The sequence below is a fragment of the Streptacidiphilus sp. MAP12-20 genome (assembly GCF_041262525.1).
Lineage (GTDB): Bacteria > Actinomycetota > Actinomycetes > Streptomycetales > Streptomycetaceae > Streptacidiphilus.
This window is the reverse complement of the sequence record NZ_JBGCCK010000016.1, coordinates 112,808-131,900: the sequence shown is the minus strand read 5'-3', so window position 1 is coordinate 131,900 and position 19,093 is coordinate 112,808. Positions and strand designations below refer to the sequence as shown.

Genomic DNA, 19,093 nt, shown 5'->3' with positions numbered 1-19,093 from the left:
CGCGACCCCAGGCGGCCGCCCTACGCTCAGAACCACACACGGTCCAACAGCTTTCAACAGCGAGGACATGCATGCCTGCCGCCATAGCCCACGACCCCGCCACCCGGACCTGGCTTCTGACGACGCGTCGCACCGGCTACGCGCTGCGCATCGACGAGCGCGGCGTCCCCCGCCACCTCCACTGGGGCGGACCGCTGACACTGGCTCAGGCCGTCTCCCTCCCGCTCGCCGGAACGAAGTGGCGCAGCAGCTTCGAGGGGCTCGCCGCCGCCGAGGAGGAGCTGACCGTCGACGGCGGCAACCGGTACGGCCCTCCCGCACTCCGCGTCCGCTTCGCCGACGGGACGCGCGCGCTGACCTGGCAGGCCGACGGCCACGAGCAGCCCGATCCGGCCACCCTGCTGCTGCACTTCACCGACCCGCACTACCCGCTGCGCACCACACTCGGCTACCGCGTCCACCCCGACACCGACGTCATCGAACGCTGGACCGCCCTCACCCACACGGGCAAGGCCGACGACATCCTCGTCCTGCGCGCCGACTCGGCGACGCTCTCCCTGCCCCCGCGCGACCACTACCGCCTCAGCCACGCCGTCGGGCTCTGGGCCGCCGAGACGCAGCTCAAACGTGAACCGCTGCCTTTCGGCGAGACCGTCCTCACCAGCCGCACCGGCACGACCAGCCACCAGGCCCAGCCCTGGGCGATCCTCGACGCGGGCGACGCGAACGAGGGCTGGGCCGACGAAACCCAGGGCCAGGTCTGGAGCGCGGCGCTCGCGTGGAGCGGCTCCTGGCAACTGACGCTACACCGCACCCCTGACAACCGGCTCTCACTCAGCGCGGGCGCGGGCCACGACGCCGTCACGGTCGCCCTGCGCCCCGGCGAGACCCACACCACTCCGCCGGTCCTCGCCCTGTACACACCGGCCGGCGGCTTCGGCGGCCTCAGCCGCGCCTGGCACGCGCACCTGCGCGCGAAGGTGCTGCCGCACGCCGACGAGACCCGCCCGGTGCTCTACAACTCCTGGGAGGCGACCGGATTCTCGGTCACCCTGGAGAACCAGTCGCGGCTGGCGGCGCACGCGGCTGCGCTGGGCGTCGAGCTCTTCGTCATGGACGACGGCTGGTTCGGCGCGCGCCGCGACGACCACGCGGGCCTCGGCGACTGGGCCCCTTACCCGGGCGCGTTCCCCGCCGGGCTCCGGCCGCTGGCGGACGAGGTGCACCGGCTCGGCATGGCCTTCGGCCTGTGGGTGGAGCCGGAGATGGTCAACCCGGACAGCGACCTGTACCGGGCCCGCCCGGACTGGGTGCTGCACTTCCCGCACCGCGCCCGCACGGAGCTGCGCAACCAGCTGGTGCTCAACTTCGCCCGACCTGACGTCGCCGAGTGGGCTCACAGCCGGCTGACCCGACTGGTCGCCGAGAACGACGTCGACTACCTCAAGTGGGACATGAACCGCCCGTTCTCGGAGGCCGGCTGGCCGGACGAGCCGAGCGGGCGCGGCGACCGGCTCTGGTTCGACTACGTCCGCAACTACCACTCCGTGCTGGACCGGCTCCGCGCCGACCACCCACGCCTGCGGATCGAGGCGTGCAGCGGCGGTGGCGGCCGTGTCGACCCGGCGGTGCTCGCCCGCACGGACCAGGTCTGGGTCTCCGACAACACCGACGCGGCCGACCGGCTGGTCATCCAGCAGGGCTACACGCAGGTGTATCCGGTGCGGACGATGGCGGCGTGGGTCACCGACGTCCCCAACCAGCAGACAGGACGGTCCATCCCGCTGCGTTTCCGCTTCCACAGCGCGATGAGCGGGGTGCTGGGCGTGGGCGGCGACCTGACGCGGTGGCAGCCCGCGGAGCTGAAGGAGGCGGAGCAGCTGATCGCCGAGTACAAGGCCGTCCGCCATGTCGTCCAGCACGGCGACCTGTTCCGACTGCGCCCGCCTGGCGATCTGCAGAGCGTCTCCGCGGTCCAGTACGTCACCCCGGAAGCGGCCGAGACGGTGGCCTTCGGCTGGCTCCCCCAGCCCCGCTTCGGCCTGCGGCCCGCGCCCCTACGTCTCGCGGGCCTTGACCGCGACGCCCGCTACCGCGACACGCGCACCGGCGAGCTCCACTACGGCGCGGCGCTCGCGGAGCGGGGCCTTGACCTCCAACTCCCTTCCGAGGACTGGGCGAGCACGATGGTGCACCTGATCCGAACCTAAAGTCGCAACCCGCTGGGGGCGCGGGGAACTGCGCGACAAGCCACCGAGGAGCTGGGTCGCCGAACGAGCAGGGCCATCCGCACAGGGTGGCTTGTCGCGCAGGCAGTTCATCGAGCAGAGCCCCGCGCCCCTTAGGTCCGCCATGGAACTCCATCAGCGTGGGTGTACGTCCAGCCCTGTGCCGTCCACATGGGGGCCTGGGCGGCCAGGCGCAGCCGAAAGTCCGGCCAGGACCGCGCTGACTGTGCTGTCCACGCGACCTCCGCGAGGGCGGGAAGCCTCGGGAGGGTCATCGTCTGCAGGTCCGCGTCCGAGGAGAGAGTCTCGGTCCAGAGCAGGGCCTCGACGCCGGTCACCGAACCGGCCGGAACGCCCGGCACGTACGTGTCGGGGTTCCAGTCGTACGACTGCTCCACGCTCACCGGGCCCGCCCAGCTCAGGCCGAGCCGCGTCGAGATGTCGTACTTCTGGTCCAGGTACGCGTGGTCCGCCGGTGACATCACCACCTTCACGCCTCGCGCCGCCGCCGCGGCGACGCCCGACTCGAGCACGGGCGTCATCTGGGACTGCGGGTGCCAGACCTGGACCACGTCCGGCCGCAGCGGGGCCGCTTCGTCCCAGGCGGTGACCTTCTTGCCGTGGGTGCGCCCGATCGCGACCGCCCGTGCGACGAACGCGCGGTAGTCGTCGGCGGAGAGTGTCTTCGCCTCGTCGCCGCCGATGTGGATGACCGGACCCGGCGTCAGCTTCGCCAGCGCGCCGATGACCTCGTCGACGAAGCGGTAGGTCGACTCCTTGCTCGGGCAGACCCGACTGAAGCCGACGCCGGTGTCCGTGTACGCCGACGGCGTGGGGTCGCCGGGGCAGGCGAGCTCGGGATAGGAGACGATCGCGGCGTTGCTGTGGCCGGGGAAGTCGATCTCCGGGACCACCGTGATGTGTCGGGCGGCGGCGTAGTCGACGATCGCGGTGTAGTCGGTTGCGCTGTAGAAGCCGCCCGGCCCGCCGCCGACCTCCGTTCGGCCGCCGACGGCCGTCAACTGCGGGCGGCCGCCTATCGCGAGGCGCCAGCCCTGGTCGTCCGTCAGGTGCAGATGCAGGTGGTTGAACTTGTACAGGGCGAGCTGGTCGACGTAGTGCTCGACCGAGGCCACCGAGAAGAAATGCCGGGCCACGTCCAGGCCGCCGCCTCGGTAGGCGTAGCGCGGCCGGTCCTTGACGGTCAGCGCGGGCACCGTCCCCACGCCGCCTCCTGCCGAGAGGAGTTGACGTAGCGTCTGGCCGCCGTAGAAGAGCCCCGCGCCGTCCGCCGCAGTGATCACCACGCCGGTCGGGCCGGAGGTCAGCGTGTAGCCCTCCGGCCCCGTCCCTGACGCGGGGTCCAGCTTCAGCGCGATCCCGGAGCCTGTCCCGCCGGCCGCCGACAATTTCAACTCCCCGGCCAGCAGCGCCGCAGTCTGCTCGGCCTCCGCACCGCCCTCGGCCCGAAGAGGCGTCGCCGCCGTGACCGCGAACCCGGCCCCGGAGCCGAGCGTCATCTCCAGCGGCTGCGGCACCACCTCCGGCCGGGCGGCGGCACCCTCACGGCTGCCCCCGCCGGACGAACACGCAGCCGCCAACACCAGCACTCCGGCCGCGACGCACGCGCGACCGGCCCCCCGCCCACGATTCCGTGTCATGGCGGACATGCTGGCATTGGTCTGGACCAACTTCAATCACCGCGCGGACACGCCTCCTTGGGATCAGCCGGCGTACGCCTTCAGGCAGAGGACGAAATCGTTGCCGATCTCCGTGTGCGTGAAACTCTGCGTCGTGTCCGAGGAACAGCCGGTGTCCGACGTCGTGTTGGCCAGCTTCTGCAGCACCTGGTACGTGCCGGTGGCGCAGGTGACGATCTGCAGGCTCGGCGCGCTGTCGGTGCCGAAGTTCTTGACGCAGTCACCGACGGACGCACTGTCCCCGGAGCTCGGGGTGGTCGGCGCGACGCTGTACCCGCCACCGCCGCCACTGGGGACGTACGCGTCGTTGTTGCTGCTCGACGTGGCCACCGCGACGACGATCAGCAGAATCGCGAGGATCGGCAGCAGGAAGCCGAGCGCGTGCGGACGCTGGAGCAGCGGCTTGCCCGGGTTCATCGGCGGGCCCGGCGGGTTGGGCGCGGGCTCCGGCAGTGACTTGATCTTGTTGTACGCGAAGAGGTTGATGAAGAGGGTGACCGGCGTGATGATCGACGACCCGTAGCCCCACCAGCCCTGCACCAGCGTCTGCGCGGACATGTCGCGGATCGCCGCCGTGCCACAGGTCTTGCAGAAGGGGCCGGGCAGGCGGCGGAAGTACATGATGAAGATCAGGCCCCGGTGTGCGCGCACGGTCGTACTGACCGCCGGGTAGCCGCCGCAGAAGCGGCAGGTGAGGCCGTTCGGAGCCGGTACCGACCAGTCCGCGGGCGCCATCGGCTGCTGCTGCGGATAGCCGTAACCCGCCTGCTGCGGCGGAACCTGCGGCTGCGGGTAGCCGTACCCGGGTTGCTGCGGCGGAGCGGTCGGCGCCGTCGGCTGCTGCGCGTACGGGTTGCCCTGCGCGGGGATCTGGTCTGCGTACGGGTTCGGGTTCGGCTGCCCGTACGGATTGGGCTGGTCGTACGGGCCCGGCTGTGTGGGTTGGTAAGGGTTCGGCTGCCCGTACGGGCTGCCAGGACCGGGCGGCTGCGGCGGTGTGGCCACGGAGTTGTCCCCCATCGAACGGACGATGCATGTCTGACGATCTCTCGAACATGCGGACCTTATCCGTTCCTTACCCCAGCCCGCAGGCCGCCCCCGCCCTTGCCCCGGGGAGGGACGGCCGACGACGTCGAACGAAGAGCTCAGCCGGCGTGAAGGATCCGAAAGCGATCGGGTTCGGCCGGATCTCGATCAACGACCTGGACCGGCGTCCACGCCCACTGCCACACGCTGATGCCTGGCGTGCGGGAGAACCGGATCTGCCCGCGGGTGCCTTCGACGTCGACGCGCGGCCAGGATTCCGCAATGCGCGCCCGGTCCACGCCGTGAGAGCGCAGCACATCGGCGAGGACGGCGACCGTGTCGTAGCCCTCGTAGGCGACGAAGGAAGGCGCTTCACCCAGCCGCTCGCGGAGCGCCGCCTCGACTCGTGCGCCGAGTGGGCCGAGGCGCTCGGGCAGGTAGCGCAGGAACGGGATCGCGGCGCCGTCATCGCCCAGCAACGTCGCCCATTCGGCGAACTCCGGCTGCCCGGCCGGAGCACCGATCAGGATCTCGGCGAGACGGGGGTCGCGGCGGACGGCCCTGACGATCGGCACGGCCGGTTCCGGGTGGCCGACCAGGAGGAGGAGGGCTGTCGCGCGATGGGCGACGAGTTCGTCGCCCACGGCCGCGGGGGCGAGCGCGGCCATGTCGAGTTCGAGGACGGTGCCGCCGCGTGGAGCGAGGCAGTCCCGCAGAATGCGGGTCCCCGATGCCCAGTAGACACTCGACTGAGCTGCTACGGCGATTCGGCTGTGACCCGCGCCGAGGAGGAAGTCCGCGTAGATCTGCCAGCCGTGGGACTGCGCGGGGGCGAGGCGCGCGACCCAATCCGTGGGCTGTTCGGTGAGCGCGTCGAGAACCGCTGACGAGCAGAGGAACGGCAGGCCGAGGGCATCGGCCCTGGCGGCAGCAGCGCGGGCGACGACGCTGTGATACTCCCCCGCCACGGCGGCCACGCCCAAGCCGGCCAATTCATCCACGGCCGCCGCAGCCCTCTGTGGATCAGCGGCGGTGTCGCGGACCACCAGCTCGAGCGGTCGTCCGGCGATCCCGCCGGCGTCGTTGACTTCGCGAACCGCGAGCTCGAACCCGGCGAGCAGGTGTCGGCCTGCCTCGACCCAGCCAGGCCGCGTCAGCGGAACGAGAGCGCCGATCTGGACGGATGAACCGTCAGTCCGGCCTGCTCCAGACGGCGATGGTGGTGGCGTATTCATGCGGTGACGTCTCCCGTGCGGCGATTCGGTTGCAGTGTGCCCGGATCGCAGCGTGGCGAGGCCCGGCAGTACGCGTTCATCTCCTGGGTGACCATGCCGACATTGCATCCACCACCATCGCCAACAGGCAAACCGATTACTTGCCTCCGACGTGTCAGGCGCCCGCCCTACGGATCGTCAGCCTCGGACAGCCGCGGCCCCCACCTCCGTTCCCGAAGTCGCCGAAGTCCCCGATGTCCCCGATGTCCCCGATGTCTCCGCGTACATCCGCGCGATGACGTCCTCGATCTCCGGCTCGCGCACCGACAGATCCCGCAGCTCGTACCGGCTCGCGACCGCCGCCACCAGCGGCGCCGCACTCGCCGCCGCCGGGAAGGCGAGCCATTGGCGGCTGCCCTCGACCCGCACCACCCGGGTGCCCGGCAGGTCGATCGGGGCGGCCTCGCGCTCCAGGTCGACGACGAGGGTGCGTTCGCTGCGGCCCTGGTCGTGCAGGCCGTCGAGACCGCCGTCGTAGACGACGCGGCCGTGGTCGATGACCATCACCCGTGAGCAGAGCTGTTCGATGTCGGTCAGGTCGTGCGTGGTCAGCAGCACCGTCGTGCCGTGTTCCGCGTTGACCTGGGCCAGGAACTCGCGTACCCGGCGCTTGCTGACCACGTCGAGGCCGATGGTCGGCTCGTCCAGGTAGAGCACGTCCGGCTCGTGCAGCAGCGCGGCGGCGATGTCCCCGCGCATCCGCTGGCCCAGCGAGAGCTGGCGCACCGGGACCTCCAGCAGCGGGGCCAGCTCCAGCAGTTCGACGCAGCGCTCCAGATTGCGCGCGTAGGTCTGGTCCGGGATCCGGTAGATACGCCGGGCCAGCTCGTAGGAGTCGCGCAGCGGCAGGTCCCACCAGAGCGTCGTCCGCTGCCCGAAGACGACGCCCATCCGGTGGGCCAGCCGAACGCGTTCGCGCACCGGGTCCGCCCCGGCGACGCGCAGCCGGCCGCCGCTGGGCAGCAGGATGCCGGTCAGCATCTTGATGGTCGTCGACTTCCCGGCCCCGTTGGGCCCGATGTAGCCGACCATCTCCCCGCGGTCGATCCGGAAGTCCAGGCCCGCGACGGCGTCCACCCGGACCCGCGTCCGCCGCAGCCGGCCGGAACGCCGACGCACCACGAAGCTCTTCGTGACGCCCTCGACCTCGATCAACGCCTCGCTCATGACGCCAAGCCCCTTCTGTCGCTCTCGTGTTCTCAACTGCCGGTGCTGCGGTAGGAGCGGATGCCGGCCCGCCAGAGGAGCCCGGCCACGGCCGCGCAGGCGAGCGCGGCGAGCGGCGAGGCGAAGCGGAACCAGCCGGGGAGCCCGAGCGGATCGCTCCGGCCGAGGACGTAGAGGGCGGGCAGCCAGTTGACGAAGGCCAGCGGCACGCCGTAGACGGTGCCGCGGACGATGTCCTTGGCGAAGACGGTCGGCGGGTACTGCAGCATCGTCGCGCCGCCGTAGGTGAAGGAGTTCTGCACCTCCGCCGCGTCCGCGACGAAGAACTGGAACGCCGAGCCCCCGACGAAGACCGCTCCGAAGATGACCGTCCCGCACAGCACCAGCGAGACCATGACCAGCAGCTTCAGCGGCGTCCAGGTCAGCTCCAGATGCGCCAGCGCCCAGCCGAGCACGGCGCCGGACTGGACGATCCGCCCGAGCCTGCGCAGCGCGAAGCGGTCCGCGGCGAGTTGCGCGAGCGCGGGGACGGGCCGGACCAGGACGGTGTCGATGGAGCCGTCGCGCACCCGCACCCCGAGCTGGTCCATGCTGCCGACCAGCAGGTCGGCGAGGCCGAGGGTGAGTCCGGAGGTGCCGTAGAGGAAGGCGACCTGCGGCAGTGTCCAGCCGCCGAGCGCCTGCGTGTGCAGGAAGATCACCGCGATGACGACGAAGTCCATCCCGGAGGCGGCCATGTTGCCGAGCGTGGTCATCCAGAACGAGGCCGGATAGGCGAGAGCCGCACGGATCCACATCCGCACGATCTGCCCGTACGCGCCCAACGACTGCCTCAGCTGCGCCGCCCCGGAGTCAGCCACCCTGGAGTCAGCCACCCTGGACCACCACCTTGAGCACCGCGCGCCCCTGCACGAGTCGGCCTGCGCCGAGCAGCACGACCGCCCAGGCGAGCTGGACGCCGAGCGCCGCGAGCATGCCCGCGGCGTCGTAGCGCTGCAGGAAGACGTCGGCCGGGACCTGGAAGACGGCGACGAAGGGCAGCACCCTCGCGAGCCCCTCGAGCAGCGGCGGGAAGAGCGTGATCGGCAGGAAGAAGCCGCCGAAGAAGGAGCAGGTCAGGTAGTAGATCATCTGCACGCCGCGAACGTCGAGCAGCCAGAAGGCGGTCAGCGCGACCAGGTAGCGCATCGCGAAGCTGACCACAGCGGCCAGCACGAGCGCGAGCGCGAACGCCGCCCAGGCCCCGGCCGCGGCCGCGACGCCGCCCTGCGGCAGCCGCAGGTGGAAGCAGAGCGCGCCGGTCAGCATCGGGACGATGCCGTTGGCGAGCAGCTGGTAGCCGGCCCGGCCGAGGTCGACCGAGAGCCACCAGGCCTGGAGGTCGACCGGCCGGAACAGGTCCACGGCGACGTCGCCGTTGGCGATCCGGGTCTGCAGGTCCTCCAGAGCGCCCTGGCCGCCGATGGCGATGAAGGCGAACATGGCCTGGCCGATCCAGACATAGGTGAGTGCGGCGGACAGGTCGTAGCCGCCCAGGTGCGGGCGGACCTGCCAGAGCGCCTGGTAGGTGTAGGCGATGATGAAGCCGAAGACGGTGTTGGTGACGACCCGGGCCCAGGTGGCGGCGCGGTAGGTCGCATAGCGCCGGAAACTGCTGGCGCAGACTGCGGCGTACATCACACTCCTCTCTGCACATTCTTTTGACATCCCTGTGCAGGACCTCCGAGTGTCGACTTGTCGACAGCTATCGCGACGGATGCCCGCACGCGCGCGGGAACGCCGAAAAGGCCCCGTTCGTCGGCACCCGGGGGGTGCCACGAAGGGGCTCTCGCCATCGATCTTCGGTTGTGGTCCTGCTCTCACAGGGTAGCCGAACGGCTGCTCCCAGTGTCACAGCCCCGCCACAAAAGGACCATCGGACCCCGAGTCTGTTCGCCCACGCCTGGCCCATCCGGCAAAGTAGACGGGAATGCCCCGTTTGGGGCGTTTAACGATCATGCAGTCGAGGCGGGACACGACCTCGGTCCAGCAGTTCAGCGGGTACAGAGGGCGGAGCAACACCGGCATGGGCAAGAGCAGCAACGGCGGCGGCATGGACGATCCGGACAGCCTCGCCAACCCCATGGACCGCGCCACGCTGGAAGCGGAGGACCGGGCCGAAGGAGGCGGAATGGGCGCCAGCGGGCGCGATCGGCGTCGGGCCACGAAGGCGGCGCGCAAGGCCAGGCGCAGGGCGCTGCCCTGGTATCGCCGCGCCATCCCCACCTGGCGGATGTCGCTCGGCGGGCTGCTGGCCGTCGTCGCGCTGGGCGTGGGCGCCTTCGTCGGCATCTACCTCACCGTCGAGCCGCCGAACGCGAACGCCGCCGCGACCGCCCAGACGAACATCTACTACTACGCCGACGGCAAGACCGTGATCGGTCAGACCGGCGCGATGAACCGGACCATCGTCCCGATCAGCCAGATCTCGCTGGAAATGCAGCACGCGGCGGTCTCCGCCGAGGACCGCACCTTCTATTCGAACCAGGGCATCAGCGTCACCGGCATGGTCCGCGCCGCCTGGGACACCCTGAACGGGAACGGCGTGCAGGGCGGGTCGACGATCACCCAGCAGTACGTGAAGAACTACTACCTGAGCCAGAACCAGACCATCAGCCGCAAGGCGAAAGAGTTCTTCATCGCGCTGAAGGTGGACCGGACCGAGACCAAGGAAGACATCCTCGCCGGTTACCTGAACACCTCCTACTTCGGCCGCGACGCCTACGGCATCCAGGCCGCCGCCCAGGCCTACTTCGGCATCAACGCCGCCCAGCTCAACGCCGACCAGAGCGCCTACCTGGCCGCGCTGCTCCAGGCCCCGAGCGCCTACGACGTCAGCACCGCGAGCGCGGCGGGCAAGCAGGCGGCGACGAACCGCTGGAACTACGTCCTGGACGGCATGGCCAAGCTCGGCTACCTGACGCCGGAGCAGCGGGCCGCGGCCAAGTTCCCGGCCGTGAAGGCGGCCGCGCCGGTCAAGGGTCTCGCCGGGCAGGCCGGCTACCTGGTGGAGATCGCCAACAACTACCTGTACAGCAACAACGTGGTCACCCGGGACGAGCTGGCCCAGGGCGGCTGGAAGATCGTGACGACCTTCGACAAGGCCGACCAGAACGCGATGGTCGACTCGGTCAAGACGCAGCTGCACGACAAGCTGTCCAGCGCCCCCAAGGCGAAAGACCTGCGTGCGGCCGCTGCCTCGGTGGACCCGAAGACCGGCAAGCTCGTCGCGGCATACGGCGGCGCCGACTACGCGACGCAGGGGTACAACGACGCGCTGCGCAAGGACATCCAGGTCGGGTCGACCTTCAAGGCCTTCGTACTCGCCGCCGCCCTGCAGAACCAGGCGACGACCCAGTCTGGGACCCAGATCACGCCGACCACGCTGTACAACGGCAACAACGACGTCCAGGTCCAGGGCCTGCCGAGCAACATCGCGTCCTACACCGCCACCAACGAGGACGGCGCCAGCTACGGCCAGGTGAGCGTGAGCTACGCCATGGCGAAGTCGATCAACTCCGTCTTCACGCAGATGGGCGCCGACGTCGGGCTCGACAAGGTGCGCCAGGCCGCGATCTCGGCGGGCCTGCCTGCGGACACCCCCGCGATGGCGGCCAACACGGCCACGCTCTCCCTCGGTGTCGCGGAACCGAACGCGATCGAGATGGCGGGCGCGTACGCGACGTTCGCCAACCACGGCATGCAGATCACGCCCTGGTCGGTGCAGTCGATCAGCCAGGACGGCGTGTCGAAGACGATGCCGAAGCACGACGCGGTGCAGGCCTTCAACCGCAACGTCGCCGACACCGTCACCGAGGTTCTGCAGGGCGTCATCCAGAACGGCTCCGGCGCGCGGGCCCAGGCCCTCGGCCGTGATGCCGCGGGCAAGACCGGTACGACGGACGGGAACCTCTCCGCCTGGTTCGACGGCTACACCCCGCAGCTGTCGACCGCAGTGGGGCTCTTCGCCCAGGAGGGCGCGAGCAAGCGCATCTCCCTGGCCGACGCGGCGAACTCCAGTCGCGTCAACGGTGGCGCGTTCCCGACGCAGATCTGGACCGACTACATGACCCAGGCGCTGGCGAGCCAGCCGGACGTCAGCTTCGACCTGCAGACCGGCAACTGGACCACGGCCGCGCCGACCCCGTCGAGCACGCCGAGCGCGTCCAACTCGCCGAACTCGACGTCGACCCCGTCCTCCACCCCGTCGACGCAGACGCAGCCGTCCACCCCGGCCTACACCCCGCCGGTGACGTCCCCGACGCCCACGCCGACGCCGACCGTCCCCACGCCGACCCCGACGCCGACTCCCACCCCGAGCTCGACGCCCACCGCGGCGCTGACCCCGGCGGCGCCGAAGAAGCCGTAGCCGGTAGCGACAATGCAGGAGGGCCCGGGGCTGTCGCCCCGGGCCCTCCTGCATGCCGTCGGTCAGAAGACCAGAGACTGATCAGAAGTTGATCATGTGTCCGGCCAGGCCGTGGATGGCCTCCTTGACCGCCTCGCCCAGCGTCGGGTGCGCATGCACGTTGCGGGCGACCTCGGTGACCGTCAGGTCCCACTGCTGGGCCAGGGTCAGCTCCGGCAGCAGCTCGGTCACGTCCGGGCCGATCAGGTGTGCGCCCAGCAGCTCGCCGTGCTTCGCATCGGCGATGACCTTGACGAAGCCGCCCGGTTCACCGATGCCGTGCGCCTTGCCGTTGGCGGTGAAGGGGAACTTGGCCACCTTCACGTCGAAGCCCTGCTCGCGCGCCTGCGCCTCGGTCCAGCCGAAGCTGGCGATCTGCGGCTGGCAGTACGTGGCCCGCGGGATCATCACGTACTCCAGCTCCATCGTCTCCTCGTCGGCGATGGTCTCCGCCGCGACGATGCCCATGGACTCGGCGGCGTGGGCCAGCATCAGCTTGGCCGTGACGTCACCGATCGCGTAGATGTGCGGGACGTTGGTGCGGCCGCGCGCGTCGATGTCGATCGCGTTGCGCTCGGTCAGCTTCACGCCGGTGTTCTCCAGGCCGTAGCCGGTCACGCGGGGCGCGAAGCCGATCGCCTGGAGCACCTTGTCGGCCTCCAGCACCTGCTGCGAGCCCTCCTTGCCGGTGACCGTGACGCGGACCTTCGGACCGCTGTCGTCGATCGAGTCGACACGGGTCGAGGTCAGCACCTCGACGCCCAGCTTGCGGTAGCGGCGCGCCAGCTCGGCCGAGACCTCGGCGTCCTCGAGCGGGACCATCCGGTCGAGGAACTCTACGATGGTGACCTTCACGCCGTAGTTGTGCAGCACGTACGCGAACTCGACGCCGATCGCGCCGGCGCCCGCGATGATGATGCTCTCCGGCAGCGAGTCGGTGAGGATCTGCTCCTCGTAGGTGACCACGCGGTCGCTCAGCTGGGTGCCCGGCAGCAGACGGGTGGTCGCGCCGGCGGCGATGATGCAGTGATCGAAGGAGACCGTCTCGGTGCCGCCGTCGGTCAGGGCGACCTGCAGCGTGTTCGCGTCGGTGAAGTGACCCCGACCCTGGAACTGCCTGATCTTGTTCTTCTTCATCAGGTAGTGGACGCCCTTGACCCGGCCGTCCGCGACCTGGCGGCTGCGCTCGAACGCCGCCTTGTAGTCGAAGGTCACCGTGCCGTCGACCCGGATGCCGAAGGTGTCCGCCTCCTGGGTGAACAGGTGCGCGAGCTCGGCGTTGCGCAGCAGCGCCTTGGAGGGGATGCAGCCCACGTTCAGGCAGACCCCGCCCCAGTACTTCTCCTCCACGATCGCCGTCGTCAGGCCCAGCTGCGCGGACCGGATCGCGGCCACGTAACCGCCGGGGCCTGCCCCCAGCACCACCACATCAAAGTGCTCACTCATGTCCCGGACTCTACGCCGAAGCGCGAGCCCCCACCCGGGCTGAGCGGTGTTGCCTGGACCACTCGGACCCGCCTCCTCCCGGCAGACGCGTGCGCCGGACCCGGCACACGATCAGCCTGCGACGCCGCGCACGCCGAACCGCATGCCTCTACCCAGCCAGAATGCACTGCGCAACCTGCTCTGAGCTGCCATAACGTGACCTCGGCGGCTATGGACCCCGGCGGCGCGCCGGGATAGGAATACGGAGATCAACTGTTCGATTCACGACGCGAGGTCCCGATGCCGCCCCCCGACGACGCCGCACACCCCGGCAAAGCGCCAAGCCGACGCCCGGTGGTGTACGCGAGCGCGGCCGCAGCCTTGCTCGCCCTGGGCGCCGGAGGCTGCTTCGCCCTGACGGACAACGGCCCCCGCCTCTCCGGCGGCTCGGTCATCAGCCTCGGTAGCCCTCCCTCCAACACGCGCGCACCGTTCGTCCGGGAGTTCATCTCCCTCTGCCTGGACCATCCCGGGGCCGTGAGCGTCACGGACGTCCGACCCGTCAAAAGCGAGGGTGGCATCGCCATTCAGGGCTTCGCGGTGCGCCCATGGGCCGGCGGCGGATCTGTCGGCGAACCCGGGACGCTGACAGCGGCCGGCTACCACCCCAACGGACGCCAGCAGGTCACGATCACCTGTTCCGCCGGCCGGGCCGAACTGGCCGTGCAACTCGAACGCACCGGCGACGGGTCGGCGACGCTGGACGAGATCGCCGTCGACTACCTGTCAGACGGCTACCGGCGCACCGTCGACCTCACTGCCCAGATCACCCTGTGCGCACTCCACGACCAGGTGAACCCGAACTGCCGGTGACCCTGACCATGCCGCGCACGTTCTGACCGACCGCCACCGCCCACGCGGATCTGCCCCGCACCAAGAACGGACCGCCGCTGGCCGGCTACGGCGCCGTGACCATGAAGGACGCGCTGGCGGCGACGATCGGCTCCCTGCCGGCACAACTCTGGCGGTCGCTGACGTGGGACCGCGGCAAGGAAGTGTCGGCACACGCCCAGTTCACGGCCGAGACCGGCCTCCCGGTCTACTTCGCCGACCCCCACAGCCCATGGCAGCGCGGCACCAACGAGAACACCAACGGCCTGCTGCGCCAGTACTTCCCGAGGGGCACCGACCTGTCCCGGTGGACGGCCGAAGAGATCGAAGCGGTCGCTGCCACACTCAACAACCGGCCCCGCAAGAGCCTCGGCTGGAAGACACCCGCCGAAGCCCTCAACGATCACCTACGATCGCTCCAACAAGCTGGTGTTGCGTCCACTGGTTGAACCTGGTCAGTACACCTCAATTGCCTTCACCGAGAGGCTGGCCCAGGCCGGGCTGATCAATCGTCACGGCCCGTGGAAGACCTTTACACACGTGGAGTTCGGCACCGCCGAATGGACCGACTGGTACAACCACCAGCGACTCCACGGCGCCCTCGGCCACACCACCCCAACCGAGCACGAGACCGCCTACTCTCACCACGAACCCGCGCCAACGAACCCGTCAGCGCGTGACAACAAGCTCGATACCGAACCGGAACGGTTCACTTCGCCGGCCTCGTTCGGGTATACCAAGCGCCTGACGGCGCCACCGGTCCGTGGCTACTGCTGCTCCCATTGCTCCTTGGTGATCTCGAACTGCACTCCCCCGAGCTCGGCGCCCTCCACCATCTGCATGTCGGGGGGAGTGGGAAGAGTGTGCGCGAAGGTCATTCCGGCCTTCTCCATGACGTGGCGCGAACCGCTGTTGAGGGCCATCGTCGCAGCCCAGACCTTCCGCACACCGAGCTCGGTGAACCCCTTGGCGAGCAGGGCCCGTGAGCCTTCGGTGGCGTATCCCTTGCCCCAAGCAGCCTGCCGCAGCCGGTAGCCAAGTTCGGCCTCGTCCCGTGGGCCGTCCGGCTCGGGCCGCAGACAGAACCAGCCGATGAAGGCGTCGCCGACGGTCTCGTACGCGGCGAACAGTCCGAGCTCGCCCTGCCACCTCTCGTAGCCGGCGAGGATGAATGGCAGGTGGCTCTCGCGGACGACATCAGGCGCGGTCGCAGCGCCCCCGGACAGGTAGCGCATCACCGCCGGGTCGCTGTCCAACTCAATCAGCAAATCCGCATCGTCGGCCGTGAAGCGGCGAAGAGCGAGGCGCTCAGTTTTCAGGTACGTGTCCACGTGTGGATCATGCCTGAAGCGGCTCAGGATGCCTAAGGAATTTGGGAGCCGCTCGGGCTGGGCGCTTGAGAGCGGTCCAGTGGGCGGCAAGATCCGGACCAGTCACGGACCAGGGCCGGGCCTGAGAGGTTTCCAGAGCAGTTCCGGTACAGGTCACGACGGGTGCTCGACCCGATCGTCGAACGGCCTGTAAAGCCGCTGGCAGTCGCGAAGAGAGCCATGGCCTAGCGAGATCGTCCGATCGCTGCCATTCGACCTATGCCCGCTTGTCCAGGATGAAGTAGGTCCGGGCGTAAGACGCTCCCGACTCCGGTCGGGGCCAGTCGGCGGCGAGCAGCGCGGCGACAGCCGGCGCTTGGTCCTGACTGTTGATTCTAACTTCGGCAACGTCCTTGCCGTTGCAGCTTCCCCAGAAGAACTTGATGCCGATCGGTTCCGGGTCGGCGAGCTGCTCCTCGGACACAGTCGGGGAGATTAGCGGCAGCAGTGCCTGCTTGCCTGCCCAGGTCATCACCGCCTGTCGCTCGGGACCGGCACCCAGGCCGACGACGCCGCCTTGGACGGCGTGCCATCCGGCGAAGCCCCTGGGGTCATCGGGCGCGAACCGTTCTCCGTGCCACCCCCGCCGTTCCAGCAGTTCCAACACCGCCGTGGCCGTGGTCGCTCCCCAGGCCCGAACGGCGCTTTCAAGCCTCTCTTCGCGGGTCTCGCCGGTTCCTGAGGCGCAGTCGCAGAGGGTGGCGCTGTCCGGGCGATCGGTGTCGAGCACGAAGGCCAGATCGACGTGGCCGTCAGAGACCGCGTAGTCGTGTCCCGGTCCGAGCACGACGGCGACCTTCCCCGGCCCGCAGACCCGATCACCCTTCACCTGCCACCGGGCGCTGCTTGTGTCGTTGAGCCGCCGCGCCACGAGTGGGAGCACGTCCAGCCCTATACGGTCATCGCTGGCGGTGGCGTCAGCGCGCTCGTTGCGCCGTGATCTCCGCTTCATGGCCGTAGACCATAACGGGCCGCAACCACAACAGCGGCGGGATACCGCAACCGCAGCGCCCAGGGTGTGCAGCAACGACGCGCCGCACCGCTCCCGAGACGCAGTTGGGGGCGGTTCGTTTCGAGTGAAGCGGCTGATCAGGCGGTGAGGGCGTAGTTCGGCTGGCCGGGGTGGGGTGGAGGCGCTCGACCAGGGCCGCCCGGGAATTGCCCGACCCCGCATGTGCCCGAGAACGCCGGGATCTGTCAGGGTGGTTGCTGAGGAGTCGACCGCTCTCAACGGGGGGAACCATGACCGGTCGTACATCCCTGTCGCGCGCCACTGGTGCGGTCACGTCCAGCCTCGCCTGCGGCTTGCTGGCCTGCTGCACCGGGGCTCCGCCCGCGGTCCCCCCGGCACCGACCGCCGCCCACGCCACTCCCGCTCAGGCCGCTCCGGAGGGCGCCACCCTGAACAGCGAACTTCAGCAGGCCGACGACATGGCGCGGAGCGTCGGCGGCCCGCCGCCGACGGAGGGATCCTGGGTCGCCTACCGCGACGCGACCGGCATGGACTGGATACTTTGGTCGGCGGCCGACGGCAGGCTCTGCCACTGGCGGTCGTTCGCATCGATGATGGGTTGCCCGACCGACCGTCCGGAGGGCGGCCGACCCGCCTTCAGCTGGTTCGCGGGCTCCTGGGAGGGCCCTGACTGGGTCTACTTCCTCGCCGCCGACCAGCAGCAGCAGGTCCAGGAGCTCACCTGCGGGACCGTCGGGCTTTCCGTGAGGAAGCTCGCCGACTTTCCACTTGGGCACGGCAGCCGCGTCATCTACGCGATCCATGCCCCCTGGGGCCTCGCCGGGCGGCTGCACGCGCAGGTGCTCCGGTCGGCCGGCCCGATGGAAGAGGTACTCCCCTTCGCCTCGGACCTCAAGACGTCGAACTTCATGTTCCACGTCTGCCCTTAAGCCGAGGGCTCAACGGGCGAGCCTCAAGGCGTCACCCGATCAGTGGCTCCCGAGCTCGCCGGAGTGGCTCCTATCTCGCTGGAGATCACCGCCCGGAAGCGAGTACGACCCTGCCACGCACGGCCCAACCCCGGCGTCAACCGTGGTGGCCGCCCCCGTCCCCGCCGAAGCCCGAGGTGTGCGAGGACCAGGACGAGCCGTTGTCGTGGCCGTGATGGTGATGACCGCCGCCGAAATGATCGTGCCCGTGGTGGCCTTCATGGCGGCGGGGCGTGACCGGGTTCGGGAGCCGCTCCCCGGAGATCGAGCCAGGTTCCGGCAGGTAGGACGGTCCGTCATGCCCGTGGCGCGGGGGCCGTTGCGCGCCGCGGCGCCGCCGGGCGTAGGTCCGCAGTGCCGTCATCACAACCGCGATCGGCACACCGCAGATCACCAGCACGACCAGTGCCACCTTCACTGCTGCCATGACCATCCCCCTGCTCACGCTGCGGTGGGTCCTTCTTCGCCACGGTGCCCAGCCCAGAGCCGCACGACACCGCAGTTGATGCAGATCTGAGCTTCGCCGCGCCCGCACCCGCCAGGCGCCGTCGCTGCCCGCAGGCGGGCACTCGACTCTCTGGGCCGTGCAAGGTGAGGCAACGCCGCTCGAGCATGACAATCACCGACTACTCCCTCGCAGATCAGGAGGCGGTCGGCGATCGCGCCCCAGGTCACCAAACCGACACTTCACTTCTTCGGCTTCTGACGCCCCTGCCTCTCGCCATCAGGGTGGTCTCGCAAGCTCAGGCGGGTCGCACTGGCGGACCTTTGCGCACGGGTCAAGCCGCGCTGCCAGGATCGGCCACCACCTCCAGCAGCCGTGCCAGCTCCACAGCTGGCACCGTGTCGAGGCAGACATGCACCAGGCCGCTCCCGTCCGCCCCCCAGTCGGGCCTGAGCCCGCATCCTTGGGGGTTCTTTCCGGGCCAGCCGGGAACGCGTTCATCGACGTCAACAACCTGGAGCGGTCGGCTGCCCTGTTCGACGTTGGCAGGGTCGCCGCAGAGGAAGCCGAGGACCTGTCCCTCTTGGCATGGCTCCTCAGCATGCAGAGCATCGGCCCGTTCTTCTCCAAGCGCCCTGGCGAGGCGGTCGAACTCTTGGCCCAGGCGCAAGCCCTCTCCGCAGCCGCTCCTGCTCGCCGCCGGGCGTGGATCAGCGCCTATCTCGCCCGCGCTTGCGCGGCCACCGGCAGCCGGCAAGCCGCCCCAAGGGCGCTCGACACGGCTACTGCCGATCCCGTCAACGCCGAATCAGAAGGCGGCATCGACTTCTTCAACGCTGCCCGACTCGACAGGATCCAAGGGGCAAGCATGCTGCTGCTCGGCGACTACGAGGCAGCGGGGAGCCTGCTTCTCGCGGCCATGAGCCAACGTGATCCCACGGACACGAAGGGACGAGCGCTCACGACTCTCGACCTCGCAGACTGCCGCGTCGGCCAAGGCGAGGTCGAGGAAGCGTGCCGGCTGGCCCACACAGCACTCGACATGGCCAATGGCAGCAGCATGGTTCAGCCGATCATCAGCCGCGCACGGGGGCTCCGCTCCACACCGGCACCATGGCAGGAGAGTGCTCCAGTGATCGCACTCGCCGAACGGGTGCAGGAGTCGGCAGCGTAGACGAC

15 protein-coding genes and 2 pseudogenes are annotated in these 19,093 nt (G+C 69.8%); 7 read left to right on the top strand and 10 right to left on the bottom strand.

The window, feature by feature from the left end; translation table 11 throughout:
* Positions 1 to 71 precede the first annotated feature (71 nt).
* Positions 72 to 2,210: an alpha-galactosidase gene (locus tag ABIA32_RS22325; protein WP_370098229.1), complete on the top strand. Its 2,139-nt coding sequence runs from the start codon at positions 72 to 74 to the stop codon at positions 2,208 to 2,210.
* A gap of 131 nt (positions 2,211 to 2,341) precedes the next feature.
* On the opposite strand, the gene ABIA32_RS22320 is transcribed toward ABIA32_RS22325, so the two are convergent.
* From ABIA32_RS22320 to ABIA32_RS22295, 6 genes are all read right to left on the bottom strand, one after another.
* Positions 2,342 to 3,889 (bottom strand): beta-N-acetylhexosaminidase, encoded by a 1,548-nt coding sequence (locus ABIA32_RS22320; protein WP_370098226.1) that lies wholly within the window; start codon positions 3,887 to 3,889, stop codon positions 2,342 to 2,344.
* Positions 3,890 to 3,952: 63 nt separating this feature from the next.
* Positions 3,953 to 4,948, bottom strand: coding sequence for a hypothetical protein (locus ABIA32_RS22315; RefSeq protein ID WP_370098223.1), 996 nt, complete (start codon positions 4,946 to 4,948; stop codon positions 3,953 to 3,955).
* 125 nt (positions 4,949 to 5,073) lie between these two features.
* Positions 5,074 to 6,189: an ABC transporter substrate-binding protein gene (locus ABIA32_RS22310; RefSeq protein WP_370098220.1), complete on the bottom strand. Its 1,116-nt coding sequence runs from the start codon at positions 6,187 to 6,189 to the stop codon at positions 5,074 to 5,076.
* Between the two features lie 177 nt (positions 6,190 to 6,366).
* Complete coding sequence (locus tag ABIA32_RS22305) at positions 6,367 to 7,395, bottom strand: ATP-binding cassette domain-containing protein (RefSeq protein WP_370098217.1); 1,029 nt, start codon at positions 7,393 to 7,395, stop codon at positions 6,367 to 6,369.
* A 32-nt stretch (positions 7,396 to 7,427) separates the two neighbouring features.
* Positions 7,428 to 8,270 (bottom strand): ABC transporter permease, encoded by an 843-nt coding sequence (locus ABIA32_RS22300; protein WP_370098214.1) that lies wholly within the window; start codon positions 8,268 to 8,270, stop codon positions 7,428 to 7,430.
* The gene (locus ABIA32_RS22295; protein ID WP_370098211.1) at positions 8,263 to 9,072 is read right to left on the bottom strand and encodes an ABC transporter permease; all 810 of its coding nucleotides are present in this window, start codon (positions 9,070 to 9,072) and stop codon (positions 8,263 to 8,265) included. Before ABIA32_RS22295 ends, ABIA32_RS22300 begins: the two co-directional genes overlap by 8 nt.
* A gap of 388 nt (positions 9,073 to 9,460) precedes the next feature.
* Here ABIA32_RS22295 and ABIA32_RS22290 point away from each other — a divergent pair, with 388 nt between their 5' ends.
* The gene (locus ABIA32_RS22290; RefSeq protein ID WP_370098208.1) at positions 9,461 to 11,803 is read left to right on the top strand and encodes a transglycosylase domain-containing protein; all 2,343 of its coding nucleotides are present in this window, start codon (positions 9,461 to 9,463) and stop codon (positions 11,801 to 11,803) included.
* An 81-nt stretch (positions 11,804 to 11,884) separates the two neighbouring features.
* On the opposite strand, the gene lpdA is transcribed toward ABIA32_RS22290, so the two are convergent.
* Complete coding sequence (lpdA, locus tag ABIA32_RS22285) at positions 11,885 to 13,288, bottom strand: dihydrolipoyl dehydrogenase (RefSeq protein ID WP_370098205.1); 1,404 nt, start codon at positions 13,286 to 13,288, stop codon at positions 11,885 to 11,887.
* Between the two features lie 333 nt (positions 13,289 to 13,621).
* Here lpdA and ABIA32_RS22280 point away from each other — a divergent pair, with 333 nt between their 5' ends.
* The 3 genes and pseudogenes from ABIA32_RS22280 to ABIA32_RS22270 all read left to right on the top strand — a co-directional run.
* Complete coding sequence (locus tag ABIA32_RS22280) at positions 13,622 to 14,140, top strand: hypothetical protein (RefSeq protein WP_370098202.1); 519 nt, start codon at positions 13,622 to 13,624, stop codon at positions 14,138 to 14,140.
* Between the two features lie 50 nt (positions 14,141 to 14,190).
* Positions 14,191 to 14,607, top strand: a pseudogene (locus tag ABIA32_RS22275) (IS30 family transposase); the annotation flags it as partial.
* Positions 14,588 to 14,764 (top strand): annotated as a pseudogene (locus tag ABIA32_RS22270) (integrase core domain-containing protein); the annotation flags it as partial. The pseudogenes ABIA32_RS22275 and ABIA32_RS22270, both read left to right, overlap by 20 nt.
* Before the next feature lie 161 nt (positions 14,765 to 14,925).
* Here the strand turns inward: ABIA32_RS22270 and ABIA32_RS22265 are convergent.
* Both ABIA32_RS22265 and ABIA32_RS22260 read right to left on the bottom strand, forming a co-directional pair.
* Positions 14,926 to 15,489: a GNAT family N-acetyltransferase gene (locus ABIA32_RS22265; protein ID WP_370098199.1), complete on the bottom strand. Its 564-nt coding sequence runs from the start codon at positions 15,487 to 15,489 to the stop codon at positions 14,926 to 14,928.
* Positions 15,490 to 15,745: 256 nt separating this feature from the next.
* Positions 15,746 to 16,480: a DUF6348 family protein gene (locus ABIA32_RS22260; protein ID WP_370098196.1), complete on the bottom strand. Its 735-nt coding sequence runs from the start codon at positions 16,478 to 16,480 to the stop codon at positions 15,746 to 15,748.
* Between the two features lie 290 nt (positions 16,481 to 16,770).
* Here ABIA32_RS22260 and ABIA32_RS22255 point away from each other — a divergent pair, with 290 nt between their 5' ends.
* On the top strand, positions 16,771 to 17,430 hold the full coding sequence (locus tag ABIA32_RS22255; RefSeq protein WP_370098194.1) for a hypothetical protein: 660 nt from the start codon (positions 16,771 to 16,773) through the stop codon (positions 17,428 to 17,430).
* 136 nt (positions 17,431 to 17,566) lie between these two features.
* On the opposite strand, the gene ABIA32_RS22250 is transcribed toward ABIA32_RS22255, so the two are convergent.
* Positions 17,567 to 17,896 (bottom strand): hypothetical protein, encoded by a 330-nt coding sequence (locus ABIA32_RS22250; protein WP_370098192.1) that lies wholly within the window; start codon positions 17,894 to 17,896, stop codon positions 17,567 to 17,569.
* 481 nt (positions 17,897 to 18,377) lie between these two features.
* Between ABIA32_RS22250 and ABIA32_RS22245 the strand changes: the two genes are divergently transcribed.
* On the top strand, positions 18,378 to 19,088 hold the full coding sequence (locus ABIA32_RS22245) for a hypothetical protein (protein ID WP_370098189.1): 711 nt from the start codon (positions 18,378 to 18,380) through the stop codon (positions 19,086 to 19,088).
* Positions 19,089 to 19,093 lie beyond the last annotated feature (5 nt).